Consider the following 20,657-nt stretch of genomic DNA (forward strand, 5'->3'; position numbering starts at 1 on the left):
TTTTGGACATTTATAAGGAGATAGAACTGACCACCGAATGCCAGCAATTAGTCCCGGCAAATATAGCCTATCATTATGGGGTTGTTCCTAAAGAAATTAAAAAAGGTACCCTTCACTTATATGCAAAACAAAGCACTTATTCATCCCTCTCCCCCGAAGAGTTGGAACTGATTCTTGGAAATCAAATTGAATTTGAACCGGTTAATGATGATATAATCAATAAAGCTTTGTCAAAGCATTATCGGTCTGGGGGAAGCAAAGCCCAAGGAGCTGATTTTGAACTCGGGAATGATTTTTTAGAAAACCTAATTTGGGATGCTAAGTCAACAGGGAGTAGTGATATACATTTTGAATCATTTAAGGATATGGCTAGAATCCGGTTTAGGATTGATGGCAAGTTAATAGAACGTTATAAAGTAAAAAAAGAGGATTATCCAGAGCTTGTCAATAAGATTAAAATAAAATCTAAACTAAATATAACTGAAAAAAGACTGCCTCAAGACGGACGAATCCATTATGACAATTTTGATATTAGGGTGTCGATTTTACCTACACTTTATGGAGAAAAAATTGTGATGCGTATTTTGGGCAGGGATACCACTAATTTAAGCATAGATGTGTTGGGAATGAATGAAAAGGAAAAAGATGCTTATATGGAAGGGGTTAATGCATCAAAAGGAATTGTGTTAATAAGTGGGCCTACAGGATCAGGAAAGACGACTACCCTTTACGCCACATTAAAACTATTGAACAAAATAAATACCAATATACTTACCATTGAAGACCCTATTGAATATACATTAGAGGGAATAAATCAGGTGCAATTAAATGAAGGAGTAGGCCTAACGTTTTCGAGTGCTCTTAAAACATTTTTAAGACAGGACCCCGATATCATAATGGTTGGAGAAATACGAGATGAAAAAACTGCCCAAATGGCTATAAGGGCAAGCCTGACAGGGCATCTTGTTTTATCTACCATACATACTAATTCGGCATTGGGCACTATTTCAAGGCTTGTTGACATGGGGGTTCCCTCTTTTTTAATAGCAGAAACATTACGTGTTTCAGTCGCTCAACGGTTGGTAAGGAAACTTTGTGATTATTGTAAAGTAAAAGAAACAATCGATGTTGAAAAATTTAAAAAATTAACAGCACTAAAGTATCATTACCTTCCTGTAGGTTGTGATCGCTGTTTCCATACAGGCTACAAAGGACGTATTGCTATTTATGAATTGATTCCTGTAACACAAAAGGTAGTGGACATTATAAAAGAAGGTAAGCAAAAATTGAACTATGATACATTGAAAGATAAAGCCTTTAAGTTAATTGAAGATGGAATTACAACATATGAAGAAGTTTATTCTATTTTAATCGAAGATACCCAATTAAATGACTAAACCAACGTTTCTAATATTGTTCTTGTTTTTTTCAACACTTGTTTTTTCGCAAACAGAAAGAATAAAAACAATTGAAAATAAATTAATTGAACTGTCAAATTCCCAAAAGGGCTTAACCGAACAGGTTAGGATTGATATTTCTGGACTTACTTTATATGATTTTATCGCCTCTATAGCAGATGAACATCAATTGAATGTCAGCGTAGATAATAAGCTTAACCAAATCATCAATAATAATTTTTATGATGTAGAGGTTAAAGATGTTTTTTTATTTCTAATTCAGAAATATGAATTGGAAGTTGAGTTTTTAAATAATATTATTGTCTTTAATAAAAAAGAGAAAGTTGAAGTTGAAGCGCCTCCAAAACTACCGGAGCCTATTGATATTAACTATAACTCCCAAAATGATTTTTTATCTGTAAAACTTAAAAACGATTCATTGCCCAGAGTTGCGGCAAAGATAACTGAGTTGTCCAATAAAAATATTGTTTTGGCTTCGGATGTTAAGGATATGAAAGTTTCTGCATATATTCTTAACCGACCCTTTGACCAAGTATTGGAAATGATGGCCAAATCCAACCAATTAACAGTTACCCAAAATGATAATGGCTTTTATTTTCTTGAAAAAGACGTGTTGAACGATAAAATAGGTAGGCAAGAAATAAACACTAATGGAAAGGGCAATATTCCTATGACGCCAAATTCAGGAATACTTGAAGTTACACGGAATGATAATGGTTACCTGAATATTAAAGCTTATGAATCAGATCTTACCAGCATTATTATGCAAGCAGCAGACTTGTTGGGAGTGAGCTATTTTATGTATAATAAACCGGGTGATGAAACAACAACCTTGTTTGCCAATCAAATAACGTTTGACAATTTATTAAGTCATATTTTTAAAGGTAAAAAATATACCTATAAAAAAGTAAAAGACCTATATCTAATTGGGGAGCAAAATACAGAGGGTTTAAGGGCTACGGAATTAATTCAACTAGAAAACAGAACACTGGAAACAGTATTGCCTACACTCCCCCAGGCATTAACGGAAAATGTTGAGGTAAAAGAAGTAGTAGAGCTAAATGGTTTGATCGTATCGGGATCAGCTCCTAAAATCATAGAATTGAAAGAATATATCAGGGAGATAGACAAAATAGTCCCATTGATTCAAATAGAAGTACTTATCGTACAATATCAAAAATCACATGATGTGCAGACAGGTCTTCGGGCAATTCTAGGAGAGGATGGCAAAGAGGTAAAAACCGAAGGAGTGTTGTTTCCTACAACAGATGTGACTTTAAATTCGGCATCCGTCAACGATTTAATTGACGGTTTTAATGGATTTGGTATTTTCAATCTGGGCAAAGTTTCAGAGAATTTTTATGCCAATTTATCAGCCATGGAGAGCAATTCCATTATTAACCTCCAGTCAACCCCTAAGATAGCAACGTTAAACGGTCATGAAGCTAGTGTATCCATAGGGCAAACAAGTTATTATTTTGAGCAAACTAACCGATTGATTAATACCGGAATTACGGACAATATACTTCAGTCTGGTCAATGGAAACCAACTGAGGCTAACTTAAGTGTAATTATCAAACCTAGTGTTTCCAAAGATGAACAAGTTACATTAACTATCAATGTAGAAAAAAGTGCGTTTACAGGTCGATCTGGAGAAAATGCCCCGCCTGATAGGGCGACACAACAATTTCAGTCGTTGGTCAGGGTGAAAAATAATGAGATGATTTTATTAGGAGGTCTGGATGAACTTGATAAGCAGGATACAGGTACCGGAACACCCTTATTGGCGAGAATACCGATTATTAAATGGTTTTTTAGCAGTAAAGGCAAGTCCCGGTCAAAATCAAAACTGCATGTTTTTATTAAACCGACTATTATTTATTGATATAGAAGAGATGTTTGTGAACTTTATACATACCTATTTTGTAAAAGAATTTTATGCATTGCATATCCATATTGGTAAAGAACGGTTGTTCTATAACCTAGTTCACCTTTATAAAAGTAAAGGCACGGTTAAAATTAAAAATCAACAAGAAGCGTCGTCTTATGAAGTATTAGAAAAGAAAATAAATAAAAAAATCCCTGTGGTCCTATCGGTAACAGGAACAAAAATAGTTTCTAAAAAGGTTCTTGACCAACCGAATTACTTGAAAGAGGTATTGTTTGATAAAGATCCTGATGAATTTTATATTTTTGAAAAGCAAAATGAAGGAAATATTCTGGTATCGGTAACCCGAAAAGGAGAACTCGATGTGCTTTTGACTGACTTAAAAGAAAAGAAGCTACAGGTTATCGATACATTCATTGGTCCATTTATACTGGATGTTTATGATTCCTTGTTGAAAAACATAGAAATCATAGAAACACCATACCTGAACTATCACCTTGAAACAAATAACATAACCATACATAAAAATGATAACTTTAGCCCTGCCCCTGAATTAGAGGTTGGGGATGAGAAAATAGTAGGAAACTGTCTTATTGCATTTTCTGGGTTTATGCAATATTTGAATAAAACAGGGTGCTCTACAAACTATGAAGCAATAACCAGAGAACTCCATGAAGAATTTACTTACGGAAAAGCATTTAAACTTTTTGGGGGTACTGTTTTAGGTGTTTTTTTGACATTATTGATGGTAAGTTATACCATTACCGTTATTTATGCAGGAAAAAATGCTGAAATACAACAAGAACTCACGTTAAAAAATCAGGTCTCTGATCAACTCATAAAATTGAAAAAGGATAAAAGATATAAAGAAAACATAATTAAAAATTCCAGTTTGGGATCAGCAAACTTTATTAGTTTCTATGTGGCTGACCTAATGAAAACTATACCAAATGATATTGTTTTGGAGCAATTAAGTGTATTTCCGATTGAAGGTAATATAGATGCAAAAAAGAAAATAAATATAAAGCCAAACCAAATTGTTATAAAGGGGTTAGCACCAACTAATAGGAGTGCAAATAACTGGTTGACAATTATTGAGGCCCTGACTTGGGTTGAAAAAGCAGAAATTTACTCATATACCTATAAAAATAGCAACTATTTTTTTACCCTAAACCTTTTTTTATAGATGTTTGAGAATATTCCAAATAAGAAAAAATTTTATGCCGTAATATTAATTGCCGTTATTTTAGGTATTACAGCTTATAAACGTTCTTTTAAAACAGCTATAGAAACCGTTAGCTTTTATTCGGAATCCAAGGAAAATATAGCGGGGACGGATCAGGCTCACAATGAATTATTATACTTGAAGGATGAATTGAAAACATTGGATGCTGTCATTGGTAAAAAAGTAAAAAAACCCGAAATTGTACAGAATGAGATTTTAAACTTTCTGTCGAAAAATAAACTTAATGTAACCCTATCTAATATAGGCAATACACATGTTTCCAGAGATGAATATTTTACAATTTATTCAAATAAAGTTACGATAAAGGGAGGTTTTCAGGAATTGCTCGAAGCAGTATATGCATTTGATGTGCGTTTTGATCATGCACGTATAGCATCACTTAAGTTTTATGTAAAAAAAGAGGCAAGAAGCATGAAGAAAGAATTGTTCAATGATATTATATTTCAAAACTATGAAAAAAATAAATAAGATACTGTTGATGAGTATGATTGCCTGTCTAGGCTATTCATGTGATGATATCCTTGAAGAGGATATACAGAATAATCAGATAATAACCTTAAACCCTAAAGAAGGAGACTCCATTGCCGGAAATACAGTGCAGTTTTTGTGGGAGGGGTTGGAAGGAGCAGATAGCTACAGAGTTCAGGTGTATCGGGAAAGCAATTTAGTAACGGACACTACGGTAAGTACTTACCCATTTACAGAAGTTTTGATTGAAGGATCATATCAATGGAGGATAAAAGGACAAAACTTTGCTTATGAAACCCCCTATACTTTTCCTGTGGTTTTCACAGTAACCCCTTCTGATAACTTATCAAACCAAACCTTAATACTAACCAGTCCTTCAGATAATATTTATACTAATAATACTACAATTATTTTTACATGGAATCCGATTCCAAGTGCAATATCTTATACGTTTGAACTAATAAAGGTTACCGGGTCTGGTGATATTACGGTATTCCTAGAGGAAGAAATACAATCAACCTCGTTAGAATTAGATGCTGTGGTAATTGATAGTGATGCCCAGTATAAATGGCAGGTAAAAGCTGTCAATGAAACCAGTGAAACCAACTTTTTTTCGAGAGGTTTTTTTATAGATACCGAAGCACCTCTTGTGCCATCACTTGTTTCTCCTGATCTTGATGAGGAATTTGAAGTAGGTGAAGATATTTCATTTTCATGGACTTTTGGAGCGGATCCTGGAAATGTGGTTTCTTCGGTTTCAAGTTTTTATGAGATTGCATCGGATCAAGATTTCCAAACAATTATAATTTCGGATGTGATTACCCCTACTTCAATAAACCTAACATTTGAGAACTCCGGAAGCTATTACTGGAGGGTTAGAGGAGAAGATGAAGCTGGAAACATTGGAGGTTTTGATCAAAATGGTAAATTCATAATCGGTGAATAAACGGACATTAAATATAATTCTTATAATAGTGTTGACTGTTATTTGGTCACTTATCATATATAAATTTTTTGTAGTTCGGAAAGATTCTTCCAATGTAACTTTAAACACAGGGTCATATTCAAACGAGTTAATAACGACCAAACGGGATTCCTTTCAGCTCTCAATTTTAAAGAGAGATCCGTTTTTAGATACCTATAAAAATGTAAAACGATCTACTCCTAAAAAGAAGCGTGATCAACAAGTTAAGAAAAAAAAGAGAACTCTATGGCCAGAAATCCAGTATTTAGGATATGTACAGGGGGAAAAGTATAAAAAACCACTAGTGATTTTGTCCATTGACAGTAAGATTGTCCGTATCCGAAAAGGGGATAAAAATTATGGCTTATTCGTTAAAAATATCTCAGAAGATACAATCTATGTATTAAGAAATAAAGAAAAACGTTTTTTTGTTAAAAAATAATCGATTTAAATGTCTTGTTTTGAGGTGTGTACAATTTATTTTTTAATATAAGTAAAAAAACCATGATTAAAAATTTGTTATTTTTAACATTGTTTTATATTTTAGTATTGTTGTTTATAGATAAATCGTATATAAACATCGATTTGTAAAGCCATTTTAACGGTCTTGAACTTTTATTTAATAGTTGTTAAATAAAAATTCTTCAGAAGAAAGAATATGTTGTCTGCCGGTTTAAAAAAATGAGGGAAAGGAACAAGCGATATAGTGATTGTTTACATATTGTAAAAAGGAAAACTACACTGTCGCAAATGATTTTTTTGTTAACCTCAATTCTTTGGCAAGAAGTTTAAAAGTTGATTTAAAGAGGAAAATTTTATTGGATTACTCTAAGTGAAGTTTTTGGTTAAATAATCATTGTTTTTTAGATGTCTAGTGATTGTTGTAGCTAAAGTGTGAGTAAAAAAGAAAGTCATTAAGAGGTATTTTGTCGGTATATGTGCCGATAAATAGCTTTTGGATATAACTAAATAACCTTAAAAAATCAATAAATTGATAACTTCTAAAAAATCTCTTTTTTATATAGTAGGGTTTTCTGCTCTATTAATAGTTACTGTATTCTTGTTTTTTTTACTGTCAGATAAAAATAATGCCAAGTTGGTATATGTTGACAATGCTATTGTTTTTTCTGAATTTAACTTGTTCAAAGACTTAAGTAAATCCCGTAATACTCAGCTAAAACATCAAAAAAAGTATGTAGATAGTCTTGCTTCGTTATTAAATAAAAAAGCATCTACTGCTACCTCCGGAGATGATTTGAAAAAACAATTCATAAAGGAAAACAACCGATTGAATGAGATGAATAGGCGTTATACCAAAGAGGTTAATGCACAGGTCTGGAATAGGCTTAATGCCTATATGCGTGAGTTTGGTGAGCAGAATGATTATCAATTAATTCTAGGGACAAGGGGGGATGGAAACATTATGCATGCAGCAAAAAAACTAGATGTTACAAAAGCTTTTATAAAGTTCGCAAACGATAGGTATGAAGGAAATTCAAATTGATTCAAAAAGAAGTGTATTGTAGATATGAATAATAATTATCAGTATATAAAATTAAGGCTTATAATAGGTAACGGACTATTATGGTTAGCTGTTATAGTGTTGGTGTCGTGTAAATCAGATCGGAAAAATCAAATGGTGACAGCGAATGAGGACTATAAATTTTATCATTTAAAAGGAGATGGGTGGAAATCAAAAAGCATTGCACACTTTGTGAATGACATTCAATACAAAGCTACAGAGGTGCCATTGGCCTACTACTTTTTTAAAAATAGAGAAAAAAATGATTTGTCTTCACTTGATTCGTTGTTACGTGCCCATCAAAATGAAAGAATCATTGAGTTCGAATTTGAGCATACTGATGAAGAAGACTTATTGGAAAACCGTTATACCATGCTTAGTTATCAAAAGTCGGTAATGTATATGTCTTCAACCATTCATAAGGACTTTGCAATAGTAACGAGTAAAGGGGACACAATTCCCTGTAGTGGTGTTCATTTCGAACGCCATTTTAAGATTAGTCCTTTTACCCGGATACTACTTTATTTCGGAAATGTAGAAAAGGACGAATACATTCAATTACTATATAAGGACAATTTGTATAATAATGGATTGTTTAAATTTAAGTTTGATGAAAACCCCATAAAAACATAATAAAGATGATACAAAAGATTCGAACCAGCCGAATTTCAAAGATTATTGCAAGTTATTTAGCTATTCAAATGGTTATTTCTGTCGTACAGCCTACACAGATGTATGCATTGACAGGAGGGCCATCACAACCAGAGTTCAATTCCTTTACACCTATAGGAACCTCGGACATGGTAAATCTATCGTCAGGTGATTTTAATTATAATATACCAGTTATGGATGTAGGGGGCTATCCGTTAAACTTGGCCTATGATTCTGGAGTTGGTATGGATCAGGAGGCATCTTGGGTTGGATTGGGATGGAATTTGAATGTTGGTCAAATTACCAGGGATGTTAGAGGAGTTCCTGATGATTTTAAGGGAGATGAAATGGTATATAAAAATCATATGAAAGAAAACAAGACAGTTGGGGTAGCTTTTAATATTAACCCTCAGTTTTTTGGTTTAGGTGATATGGGACTTGGTGTTTCTGCAGGATTAACTGTTCAACACAATAATTATACAGGGCTTGGATTCCAACCTTCTTATGGGGTATCTTATGCCTTGACAGATCATGTAAGTGTAGGAGCCAGTTTATCGTCATCTACCGCAAGCGGTGTTACGGCAAGTCCTTCGGTTAGTTTGAGCAGTAAGGATCTTAGTAATGATGATCAATTCAATACAGGACTATCGGCAGGAATTGGGGTAGGGTATAATTCAAGGCAGGGGTTAACATCTTTCAATATGAATTCGGGGGTTAACTTTAGTAACTCAGATAAAAAAATTAAAAACACGATTAATTGGTCGCAAGGAGGAAAAGGCTCTATTTCTTTTGTTAACAATACGTTCACGCCGGCAAAGCGAGTCGCATACAAAAACTCCAATCTATCTTTTGCTGTTTCGCTCGGGTTGGATGCATGGGGGGTTGATGCAGAGGTTGGTATTACGGGGTTTGGTATTACCCAAAAAATAAAAGATGGGGTTAACCATTCTAGAGCTTTTGGGTATAACAATACACACCTAGCCCCTGAAAATGCAATTTTGGACTTTAATAGGGAAAAGGAAGATGTTATCAGTAAAAATACATTATCACTTTCCCCTACCAATTATACTTACGATATATACCAAATTCAAGGACAGGGTATTGGAGGAATGTTTCGCCCTTTTCGAGGACAAGTTGGTCATGTATTTAGCCAGTTTGTTCAAGACCAAAGTGGTAGTGATAGCTTTGGAGGGGAAGCAGAAGGGGGTGCAGGCTGGCATGTTGGGTTGGATGTAACTTTGGCAGATGGGTTTGCACAAACGGGAAAATGGAAAACACCAGTAGCTTCATATTTCTCAGAAACGGATGAGGAATCAACTCCATTGGAATACGAACAGGTATATTACAAAACAATTGGAGAATATACTGTAGACCCCGAGGCTGACTTACTGGACAATCGTTTAGGAGGAAATAAACCTGTCCGAATAGGTATTGGAGGTACGCCACATGCTCCAGGAAGGTATGCTGAAAACATCTATTATGCAAAAGAGCAATCACCCAATGTTCCATTAGGGACACCAAGTTACCAACAAATAAATATTAATGAGCCAATTAAAAGGGAAGAACGGGAACTTAGAAATACGTCGGTAATACCAGTGCAATTTGGAGAAGCCGGACATGACCCTTTTATCAATGAAAACAATAGTCATTCTTTGGCAAAAAACCACCATATAGCGGGGTATAAAATCATGCAGACGAATGGGGCAACATACTTGTATGGAGAAACTGTATATAACACAAAAAAAGAAGAAGAAACTTTTGCCATTGAAGGGACTCCTGACCATCCTGATGAAGGAACAATATCATATAATAACCAAGATAACATCATAGGGAATGGTAATGGGGTAGATCATTATTTTAACAGTATTAAAACCCCGGCTTATGCACATACTTATTTACTTACAGGAATTCTTTCTGCAGATTATGAAGATTTAACCGGAAACGGAATTTCAGATGATGACTTAGGGGCTTATACTAAATTTAATTACCAAACTGTGCATCAGAACTATAATTGGAATATTCCCTATCAAAGCGGAAAAGCTTCATACAATCAAGGGTTAAATTCAAACCCCAAAGACGATAAGGCTTCTGTTGTTTCTGGTACGAAAGAGTTGAAGTATGTCCATACGATTGAAACTAAAACACATGTTGCTTATTTCAGGTTAGAGGACAGACTTGATGGAAAAGAATCGGGAGGGGGAAACAAGCATATGAAAAATATTGATAAGATATTCCTGTATACTAAACAGGAATTTAATCAACTCGTGTCTGATTATGGGAATTTGGAAACTGTTCCTACAGGTACATTAGCTAAACGAGCTATCAAAGTTGCCCATTTTGAATATGATTACAGTCTTTGTCCCGGTGTGCCCAATAGCTCACAAGGAGGGAAACTAACCTTAAAGAGTCTCTACTTTACCTATAAAGACTCTTATATGGGAAAATATACCCCTTATAAATTTAATTATGAAGGTTTAAATCCAGACTACTCATTAAAAGCCTATGATATATGGGGAAATTATAAGCCGAATGAAGCAGATAATTATAACATATTTAATAATCCACTTTCCCCTCAGGAATTTCCTTTTGTCCAGCAAGATGATAAAGAACTTCAGGATCAATATGCCTCTGCTTGGTCATTGACATCCATAGATCTTCCTTCTGGAGGTAGAATAGACCTTACCTATGAGACAGATGATTATCAGTTTGTACAGGACAAGAAACCGATGCGCATGTTTAAAATAGCAGGTGTCGCAAGGGAGGGTGAGAATCCCGGGTCAGCTGACTTGGGGGACGATTTGTTGTACAATCACGGCAACTTTTCAAATGATGCGAAATATTTAATTGTTGAATTGCCGGAAAGCAGTACCCTATCAGAAGCCGAGTTTAAGGAAAAATATCTTAGGGAACATTATAACAAGCCTATTTATTTTCGTTTTCTACTCAATATGTCAAAAGAGGCAAGTAATACTTCAAACAGTCCCAACGATTTTGATTATGTTGAAGGCTATTTTAAAATAGATACTGGACTTTCTTTAAAAACATTTGCTAGTAACGGAAAGTTTTATGGAGCTATTCCTATGAAGTTTTCCGATTTGGAGGGAGGTATAAATGGTGGGAAAAATGTCAACCCTATTTCCAAGGCAGGGTGGTATTTTGGGCAAAAGTACTTATCTCGAAAAGTATATGGGCTGCCTTTATACACCAATACGTCTATAAAAAGTATAATGAATCAACTGAAATCGGATTTTGGAGCCATTGATGAAATTATTAGAGGACCTAATGCCAAATTGCGAAACCAACGCCGTATAGCAAAACGATATGTCCCTGAGAAATCATGGATTAGGCTTTTAGAACCTAACGATAGGAAATTGGGGGGCGGTGTACGCGTGCAAAAGATAGAAATGCACGATAATTGGGACAAGATGATGTATTCTACAAATGAGGGGTACAAACAATTTTATGGGCAAGAATATTCATATAATTTGGAAGACAGTAGTTCTTCGGGAGTGGCTACCTATGAACCTAACATGAGTAAAGAGAACCCGTTTGTAGAGCCTTTCTATAATAAAGATGAAAGTTTGGTGGCTCCGCGTGAGGTCAATTATAAAGAAAAACCTTTTGGAGAATCTTTCTTCCCCTCTCCAACAGTGACATACTCTCGTGTTAGTGTTAAGAATTTGTCAAGGGTTAAGCAAGAAGGGGGACAAACACTAAAAGTTAAAAAGCATGCTACGGGTAAAGTAGTTACCGAATTCTATACTTCTAAAGATTTCCCAACAATTGCGGATTATACGGAACTGGATGGTCCGGGAAATTTTTATTCCAATGATAATGATGTTATAGGACAAGGGTTGAGCTCACTTTTAGGGTTGAATGTAAAAGTTAATACTGAACTTACCTTGTCCCAAGGATTTGTCGTACAGACCAATGATATGAACGGAAAAGAAAAACGACAGTCGGTCTATAGTGAATTGGGAGAATTTATATCGGGAGCAGAATATAAATATAGTGTTAACCCCAATGGAAACCTGAATAATTATGTCCCTATGATAACTAAAAATGGAGAGGTTATCAATGACAGGGAAGTGGGGGTACATTATGATGTGGTCAATGATTTTTATGAAAACTATACCTATACCAATATGTCTGGAATGCAAGGGAATGTTGTAGCCATACCAGTTCCTTTTATACCTCCGGTATGGGTAGTTCCCAGTACAATCCCTCAATCAGCAGAACATACAAATATTCTAAGAACAGCAACAACCACAAAAGTAATTCACCGTACAGGAATTATGACTGAAAAAATCGCATATGACCTTGGAGCAAGGGTTTCTACAAAAAACTTGGCCTGGGATGCACAAACAGGCGAAGTATTGTTGACTGAAACAACAAATGAATATAAAGACAACTATTACAATCTTAATTTTCCAGCTTATTGGGCTAATCCGGGGATGGGGTTAGCTACCAATAATGTCGGGATAAAGGGAACACTGCAAAAAAGTGGATCTTATTATCAGCTTTCCGGGTATTCCAATCTCCGGGAAATTTTTACCGAAGGGGATGAGCTTGTGGCACAATCTTTCTTTCCTCATGGAATAGATAGGTTCTGGGTTGTTGGTTTTAATGCCCAACAGAATGCAATACAACTAATGGATAGGAATGGTGAAATTGTTGATCAAAGTAGCACCTTGAACTTTTATATTGACCGATCCGGTTTCCGAAACATACAAAGTGCCTCTATGGCGTCTGTTACACTGATGAAAAACCCAATTGCTGATAATCAAATAAGCAAAGAAGATTTTGAAATGAATGAAACGGTATCGGATAATCCTAGGGTTGTCAATGCTTCAGCGGTAGAGTATACAGATTTCTGGTCTTCACAATGTGAAGCTAATATCCCGAAAAATCGTTTTTTACGTGATATTGAAGGAAATGAAATATATGATGTGGATAAACTTTGCCTCAACCCATATATTTATAATATAAAGGGAGATTATAAGCCTGTACGTTCTTATACCTACTTGACAGGTAGAAATTTAGGAGATGGTTTAGGAGTAAGGAATCAAGGCTTTTTCAATGAGTTTACACCTTATTATGTTTATGATAATGATGCGTGGGTAAAAAGTCCTGATGCTGAAGAGAAATGGACATATGCTAGTGAAGTTACTCAATACAGTCCTTTTGGTGTAGAATTGGAGAACAGGGATGCCTTGGGGCGTTATTCTGCAGCACAATATGGTTATGGTTATACACTTCCTGTAGCAGTTTCTTCCAATAGTAGTTATGCAGAGATGGGGTATGATGGTTTTGAAGACTACGATGAAGAAACAACCGGTCAGGAAGAATCACATTTTGGATTTCATGATGCCTCAGGGGTACAGCTCTCAACTGAACGATCGCATACAGGCATTAAGAGTATTAAAGTTGGTCCAGGAAGTAATATAAAAATAAAAAAGAACCTTGAGGAGTGTAGTCCAGTAGGACCTCCTGCAGAATAACAAATTATCTAATTTAAACCAATTATAAAATCAAAGAACATGAAAACAAAAAAGTACATCCGCGTTTTCCTAAAAAGGTTTTTGTTGATAGCCTTAATATTACAAGGGGGAGTTGGCTTAAAACCGGCGAACCTGTTTGCACAACAACAATATGATGTTAAACTTGGTTGGGAGAACCAAACTGCCTGCTCTATTTATGATGACAGGAAAGAGGGAGAAAACCTAAGCCTTTTAGAAGATTTGGAAGAAACTGATTGTATCCGTGTCTGTGAAGGGGCAGAAGCTCACTATTGGGTGTCAGGGAGTGATGTGGGAAATATCTCATCTGTGGACTGGTCTGTAATAGGAGGTAATTACACCACACAACCTGGAGGGCTCGGTATAGACGTTGATTGGAATAATGCTGGGGCTAATGCAATGGTACACATGGCAGTTACGATGAATGATGGTACTGTTGTAGAGGGAGGTCTCTGTGTAGAGACTTTGGATAAACCTACGGCAAAATTTATGATACCTCCTCAACCTGATAACGCAAATGCTTGTGTAAACCAAGAGGTCTTTTTTACCAATCTTTCCTACCCTAATTCTGGAGGACAATTAGTAGCCTTTCATTGGGACTTTGGTGATGGAAATACTTCAACTGCCTTTGAGCCGGTACACACTTATACAGGAGCAGGTACTTATACCGTGAAACTTAAGGTTTGGAATGAATGTAATTGTTTTGATATTTATGAAATAAAAATAACAGTAAAGGATTGGGGAGCACCTCCAGAAATTTCTTGTCCGACGGTTACTTGTGAAAATAGTGTGGAACGTTATGAAGCAATATCGGAAGGTTGTGATAATTTTAGTTGGGAGATAGAAGGTGGTACTATTTTAAGCGGACAAGGTTCTCCGTCTATTGAAGTACAATGGGACGACGTCGATCCTCACACAGGGTTTGGCTGGGTTAACTTAATAGAAGAATGCCCAGGAGTATGCCCCACACCAACCAAGGCAAAAGTACCGGTTATATTAGAAAAAATTCCTATTCAGGGAGATCCAACCATATGTAGGGATAATCAACATCGTTATAGTATTCCTAAGTGGCCCACTACCGAGGTTGAATGGGTGTTGACTGATATGGGCGGTGCTGATTACAGTCAATACCTTACTTATAGTAACCAACGAAATGAAATATTAGTTACACCAAATGCAAATTTACCTTTAGGACAATTTACGCTTAAGGCAATTTATAACAATACGTTGAAGCAATGTAGTGGGGTCGGGGAAATTATTATAAACCTATTAGGAGAACCTCATGAAATTACTGGACCTAAACAGATATGTATAGAAGAAGAAGTAGAATATAGTACTGTTGACCCTTTATCCAATACACAATGGACATTAAAAAACAATGCAGGGCAAGTACTAACTACACAAACCGGAGCAGATTTTATCTTTTCTTTCTCTAATCCCGGTAATTATCTATTAATAGCTAATCATCCTAGCCGATGTCCCGGTGAAGCCTATACTATTTTAGTACAAGATCCACCGTCTACTCCTCAGGGAGATTTTGATTTACCGGAGGAGGTATGCCCGGGAATGACTTATACTATAGGGTTTACCAATACAGATTCAGGTGTAAATCCAGAGGACTATATTATAGAGTGGGGGATTGAAAATGGAGAAATAACCGGAAACCCTACAGGAGATGAAACAGAGGTTGTTTTTGACAGTAATCCTTCTGGGAATTATACTGTTTCAGTACAGTACATTATGAAAAATAATCCTTTTTGTCCATCAGCGCCTTTGGTTTCTGGTATCCTCCCTTTAATAGAGGTGAACACGGAAATTGAACACTATGAGCCTATTTCTGGAAATGTTCTTAATACCACTACTTTTTGTACCAGTACGGAAGCCAATTTTAGGGTTGACGAGTTGGAAGGAGATATATACGAATGGGGTTTTAATCCTTCAAATTTCGGTAGTATTGTTCAAGGACAGGATACCCCTGAAGTATTGGTTAATATACATGAAATATCACAAGGAACGACTACGGGGTTTTTGACGTTGAGAGTTCAAAGGTGTGGGGAATGGTTTGATATTAATGCTTATGAAATCGAAAAAACTGGTTCTCCAACTATTAGTTGGAATCCACCTTCTCAGATTTGTGCTGGTAAAAATTTCATGATTAATTTTAGTGCTAATATCGGAAGTCAGCAACTTGGTTCTTTTGAAGAGGCTACTTTAGATTTTGGTAATGGGCAAGTTTTTACGAACCCTGCTTCTACTGGAGCTTTTCAGTGGACTTTTCAAAATCTGTCTTATGATAATATTGTTAATGGACCTACCAACTACAATATGACTCTTACCCTTGAAGGACCTGATGGATGTACAAATGTGGCTTTTGAAAGTCATCAAATTACTGTTATTCCTACTCCGGTGGCTACAATATCGGCTAGTGATCCAACAGTAACCTATTGTGAAGAATCTGACATACCCTCTAATTTGATACTTACGGCAACTGAAACTGGTGGGATTGTGAATGTAGGTAATTGGGAGTGGTATCGCAATGGGGGGGCAACCCCTGTAGGTACTGGAGTAACCTATCAGGTTACTCAATTTGGGAATTATACAGTAAAAGCTATTGGTGCCAATGGATGTTCAGATACATCTTCTGTTTATAGTATTAGAAAACTTGGATGTGGCGGAGGAACATCTTCTTGTAATGAATCAATTGAAATTGATAGTACCTCCTGGGTAGATTGTGATACCGTAGAAGTAAATTTTAGTTATTCCTCGCTACCCAATCAAATAAGTTGGAGTGTGGAACCTGGCTCAGGACTTGATTTTGTATCTTCTTCGGGAAATACTGCTATTTTTGAGTCTAGTCTTCCTGGCAATTATTCAATCACTGCACTTGCATCATGGAATTGTGGGAATAAAAGAGCTTCTGAATCCGTATTGGTGGCACATCAGGTTCAATTGGATTATAGTATATCGTGTAATACTATTATTGGAGGATATGATGTTACACTCCATAACGATTCTCCCTATGTGTCAGGACATGCGCCTGATGAAACCATTTTTTATGTAGATAGTGGAGCTACTTCTTTTTCAAATTATGAAGATGAAATTACAGTCAACGTACCTCCCGGTTCTCACACCTTTCAGTTGGAAATAGGCAACAATGCGAGTAATTTTCCCAGCTGTACCTCCAATTTAATATCGGTAGACTTGACATCACCTACAGCAGAATTTAGTATCCCTTCAGAGGTTTGCAAAGGAGAACCTTTTAACTTGGTTCCAGACAATACCAATCCAGGCGACACTTATCTTTGGGAGTTTAACGGAACGACAGATACTAGGGAACAGGTAGAAGTAACTTTAGGTGAATCTCCTCTTACACTTATTTCTCTTGTCGTTACCGATCCTTGGGGATGTTCTGCTGAATTTATTAAACCAATAACTGTAAATGCACCTAACTTTATAGGTGATATCACGGGGCATGAAGGATCGGTTTGTAAAGGAGAAACCGTAACATTATCGTATGATTATGATCCTCAAGGTGGAGGTGATCTTCCGGTTGCTTATCAATGGGTGTTTAATGGCGATGAAATTACGGGGGCAACCAGCCCCACCTATCAAACGACTGTTCCAGGTCTGTACAATTTATGGCTCACGGATAGTGATGGTTGTTCAGCTTGGTTGGAAGAGCCCGTTTCAGTAAGTTTTACAAGTCCTTCAGAAGTGTTGATCAGCGGGCCTAGTCAAGTTTGTGAAGGGGAAACGTACTTACTAAATGGGTTTACCAGCAATGAGGGAGTCCCTCGACGTTGGTTACGCAATGGAAGTTCGATTACCCCTTGGAGTGTCAATACTCCGTTGGAAATAGAAGAAACACCCACTAATACTGGAGTTTATACTTATACCTTAGAGGTTGGGGGGGATTGCCCCAACGAAACGGATTTTACAGTAGAAGTGTTCCCGACTCCTGAACCCGGAGGAGTTGGTGTAGAAGTAGCGTTTCAGGTAGCCTGTGATCCTTTTGAAGTGACCATGACCATAACCAATCCAGATTCTAATGGTGCGTATAGTTGGACGAATGGGGATGCAGGTATACAAACCACTATATATCGTAGTGGAAGATTAGGGGTTACTTACATCAATGAAAACGGGTGTAGTACTACAAAGGAAATACAGGTACCTCAGTTCCCGGACGAGCATTTGTGGGTTTTCCCAACTGGTTGTATTGAGGCTTGTGAAAGAGAAAAACTTAATACCTCCTACGTAATAGGCCCGCTACCTGATTTTCATGCTTATGCGTGGTTATGGAATTCTAGCGGTACTTCTGGAAGTGGTATGGTTCCCCCTGAAGATATCTATCCAATTGGAGATTTACAATTGCAATTAGATACAAATTTATTTGGTACCGTTTGTGAGCAAATCAGCGATCCTTTAAATGTTTCTTATGCATCAGGGGCTGGTTGTGAACCTTGTGAACAAGAACTTGAAATAAGGGTTGAGGATATTCATTCTGGAGATAATTACCCTTTCTTGTCTTACAATGTTCATCTTATTTTGAACAACCCCTATCCTTTCCCTCTAACGTTTCAGTTAAACTCGCCGGATGGAGTCTATATTCCGGGTAGTATTACACTGGGAGGGGGTCAAACACAGGTATTTATGGTAGATTTTATTCCCAATACAGGCTTTTCAGGAGGTTCTTCTAATCTTTCTGTTCAGTTGCTTCGCAGCGGACAGCTTTTTTGCCAACAATCGAAAACATTGAATTTCCCTCCGGCACCATTGCCAAGAATGCCTAAGAATACACGGGTAGAATCAGTATTTTCTTTATCCCCTAATCCGGCAGATCGCATAACAACAGTGCATTATGATTTAGGGAAGCTTTCGGTTTCGAGAGGAACAGCAACCCTGTATAACTTGAAAGGTGTAGCCTTAAGAAAAGTAGAGGTAAGCAATAATAAAGGACAAGTAGATATAGACCTTTCCGGTCTTTCCTCAGGCACCTATATTGTACTGTTGCAAAGTAAGGACGGGTATAAAACCCAAGAATTATTAATCAAGAAATAATTGAACTATGGACTTTACAGCACCCCTTAATAGATTACGTTTGCTAATAACGTTAATTTCAATATTAACAGTATTACTCTTTCCTCAAGGCCTTTCTGCTCAACAGGGTGATTACGAATGGTCTTGGGCGACCCGGGGTGGGGGTAGCAGGGCACTTCACAATAGTACCGGGAGCGACCATGCCCAAAAGGTTTATAACATTTCAATTGACGATCATAACAACTATTATTATGTTGCCCAGATAGGAAGGGAAACTTCTCCTGGTACGGATCCTACTTTTGGAAACACTCCTAATGATACGATTGTTATTCCCACTTATGGAAATGATTCTGGAACCGACCGGAGTATCTATTTGGTTTCCACGACCTGTAATGGAACCTTCCGTTGGCACAAAAGTATAGGAGGGAGTGGAGATATTTATGCTGAAGGATTAGGAGTAGATGCTAACGGAGGAGTCTACATAGCAGGTAATGTACGTCAAAGTACTACAGGAACCCCTCTACATTATGATCAGGACAGTATTAAAAGTGAAGTAAGCGAAAAAAGCCTTTCTTTGGTAAAATATGACACTTTAGGGAATTTTCAATGGTTAAAAGAACCTCAAACCAGTGCAGTTGATCCAGAATCTGCAACAAGCGGAGAGATTTATGTGGAGCCGGATGGGACAGTTCATTGGATGGTGGTGCTTGCCCCCAATGCCAATTTGGAAAATGGGGCAATAGTGGCTCAGGACAATTACTTCCCCCCAACGGGAACCCAAGTCGGGGATGTCGGAGTAATACGCTATGACAAAAACGGGAACTTTTTGGGCTATACCCGTTTTGATATGGATATGCATGGTGGTATATCCTATTTTTCAAACCGAAGAATAGGGTTTACTTACGATCCTGTATATGAACGATATTACATAGTGGCGGGTACTTTTGGATCGCCAGGGAATTTAGCTATTATAGACGGACAAGAAGTAACTGGGCTTTATTATTTAGCCACCTTTGATAGGGATACCGGGAATGTGTCCTGGTGGCATGAACATAATGGTATATACAATAACTGGCCTCGGTTAAGGGATATAACTATAGATGATTCCGGAAGTGTTTATGTGGTGGGTTCTTATTTTGGAGGAGATGCAATTGATGATTACTGCGAATTTGCAGGACATGCTTTTGAAACAGGTACAGGAGGCCCTTTTTGCATGAAATTTGATAATAATGGACAAATACTTTGGGTAAGTTACCCTGCTGAGGCTAATCGTGCAGGGGAAAGCATTGCCGTAGGGGAAGACGGAGTTTTTCTAGGGCAGGGGTATGGTACTTTTGGAGGCGGGGGACATTATTGGGACGATGTTTATTTTAATCGTCCTTCGGGACATGGAGCTGATCCCGCAGTAATCCACTTGGACACGACAACAGGCGAAGCCTTACACATTTACGATATCTTGGGGCCTGGGTATGGCGATGACGATGAAATCACGGCGCTTGCCGTGGATAAGCTAGGAAATGTTGTTGTCGGGGGCTATATGACAAGCCCTTGGTTGTTTGATAACCATCCCGTAGTGCCTCAAATGGACAAAAGGAGTCCCAACCCCAGTGATTTTTTTATCGCGAAGTTGGGCAAGGATGGAGTGAGCTGTGAAGATGAATGGATGGCAGTTAAAAAAGCAGCAGACACCGAGATAAAGCTATGGCCCAACCCTACAAAAGGGGAATTGCATATAGACATAGATGGGATTATAAATGATATAAAAGTATATGATGTTACAGGACGGATATCCTTATCTGGGCAATCCGTTGAAAAGGGCGCGAACTCCACTGTATTGGATTTAACCGCTTTACCTGCCGGGATATATTTTATAAGGATTTCCACTTCAGGTCATCAACAAACTTTTAAAGTAATCAAAGAATAAAAAAACAACTTACCAAAATT

11 protein-coding genes are annotated in these 20,657 nt (G+C 37.0%); all 11 read left to right on the plus strand.

Annotated features, from left to right (window positions below; all coding sequences use genetic code 11):
- The first annotated feature begins 2 nt into the window (after positions 1-2).
- The 11 genes from ACFFGL_RS11020 to ACFFGL_RS11070 all read left to right on the plus strand — a co-directional run bounded on the left by ACFFGL_RS11020 (position 3) and on the right by ACFFGL_RS11070 (position 20,637).
- Positions 3-1,397 carry a GspE/PulE family protein gene (locus ACFFGL_RS11020; protein ID WP_309726053.1) on the plus strand — a complete coding sequence of 465 codons (1,395 nt, stop codon included), beginning with the start codon at positions 3-5 and terminating at the stop codon, positions 1,395-1,397.
- Positions 1,390-3,303: a type II secretion system protein GspD gene (locus tag ACFFGL_RS11025; protein WP_309726052.1), complete on the plus strand. Its 1,914-nt coding sequence runs from the start codon at positions 1,390-1,392 to the stop codon at positions 3,301-3,303. The genes ACFFGL_RS11020 and ACFFGL_RS11025 overlap by 8 nt, the downstream gene beginning before the upstream one ends.
- The gene (locus ACFFGL_RS11030; RefSeq protein ID WP_309726050.1) at positions 3,272-4,492 is read left to right on the plus strand and encodes a hypothetical protein; all 1,221 of its coding nucleotides are present in this window, start codon (positions 3,272-3,274) and stop codon (positions 4,490-4,492) included. The genes ACFFGL_RS11025 and ACFFGL_RS11030 overlap by 32 nt, the downstream gene beginning before the upstream one ends.
- The gene (locus ACFFGL_RS11035; protein ID WP_309726048.1) at positions 4,493-5,020 is read left to right on the plus strand and encodes a hypothetical protein; all 528 of its coding nucleotides are present in this window, start codon (positions 4,493-4,495) and stop codon (positions 5,018-5,020) included.
- Positions 5,004-5,966: a phage tail protein gene (locus ACFFGL_RS11040; RefSeq protein WP_309726046.1), complete on the plus strand. Its 963-nt coding sequence runs from the start codon at positions 5,004-5,006 to the stop codon at positions 5,964-5,966. The genes ACFFGL_RS11035 and ACFFGL_RS11040 overlap by 17 nt, the downstream gene beginning before the upstream one ends.
- Positions 5,959-6,426 (plus strand): hypothetical protein, encoded by a 468-nt coding sequence (locus ACFFGL_RS11045; RefSeq protein WP_309726044.1) that lies wholly within the window; start codon positions 5,959-5,961, stop codon positions 6,424-6,426. The genes ACFFGL_RS11040 and ACFFGL_RS11045 overlap by 8 nt, the downstream gene beginning before the upstream one ends.
- A 549-nt stretch (positions 6,427-6,975) precedes the next feature.
- Positions 6,976-7,488 carry an OmpH family outer membrane protein gene (locus ACFFGL_RS11050; protein WP_309726042.1) on the plus strand — a complete coding sequence of 171 codons (513 nt, stop codon included), beginning with the start codon at positions 6,976-6,978 and terminating at the stop codon, positions 7,486-7,488.
- Positions 7,489-7,512: 24 nt separating this feature from the next.
- Positions 7,513-8,139, plus strand: coding sequence for a hypothetical protein (locus ACFFGL_RS11055; protein WP_309726040.1), 627 nt, complete (start codon positions 7,513-7,515; stop codon positions 8,137-8,139).
- 5 nt (positions 8,140-8,144) lie between these two features.
- The gene (locus ACFFGL_RS11060) at positions 8,145-13,658 is read left to right on the plus strand and encodes a hypothetical protein (RefSeq protein WP_309726038.1); all 5,514 of its coding nucleotides are present in this window, start codon (positions 8,145-8,147) and stop codon (positions 13,656-13,658) included.
- Between the two features lie 39 nt (positions 13,659-13,697).
- On the plus strand, positions 13,698-18,734 hold the full coding sequence (locus tag ACFFGL_RS11065) for a PKD domain-containing protein (RefSeq protein ID WP_309726036.1): 5,037 nt from the start codon (positions 13,698-13,700) through the stop codon (positions 18,732-18,734).
- A 7-nt stretch (positions 18,735-18,741) separates the two neighbouring features.
- Complete coding sequence (locus tag ACFFGL_RS11070; RefSeq protein ID WP_309726034.1) at positions 18,742-20,637, plus strand: T9SS type A sorting domain-containing protein; 1,896 nt, start codon at positions 18,742-18,744, stop codon at positions 20,635-20,637.
- Positions 20,638-20,657: the final 20 nt, after the last annotated feature.

This window comes from Mesonia maritima (genome assembly GCF_042433895.1).
Lineage (GTDB): Bacteria > Bacteroidota > Bacteroidia > Flavobacteriales > Flavobacteriaceae > Mesonia > Mesonia maritima.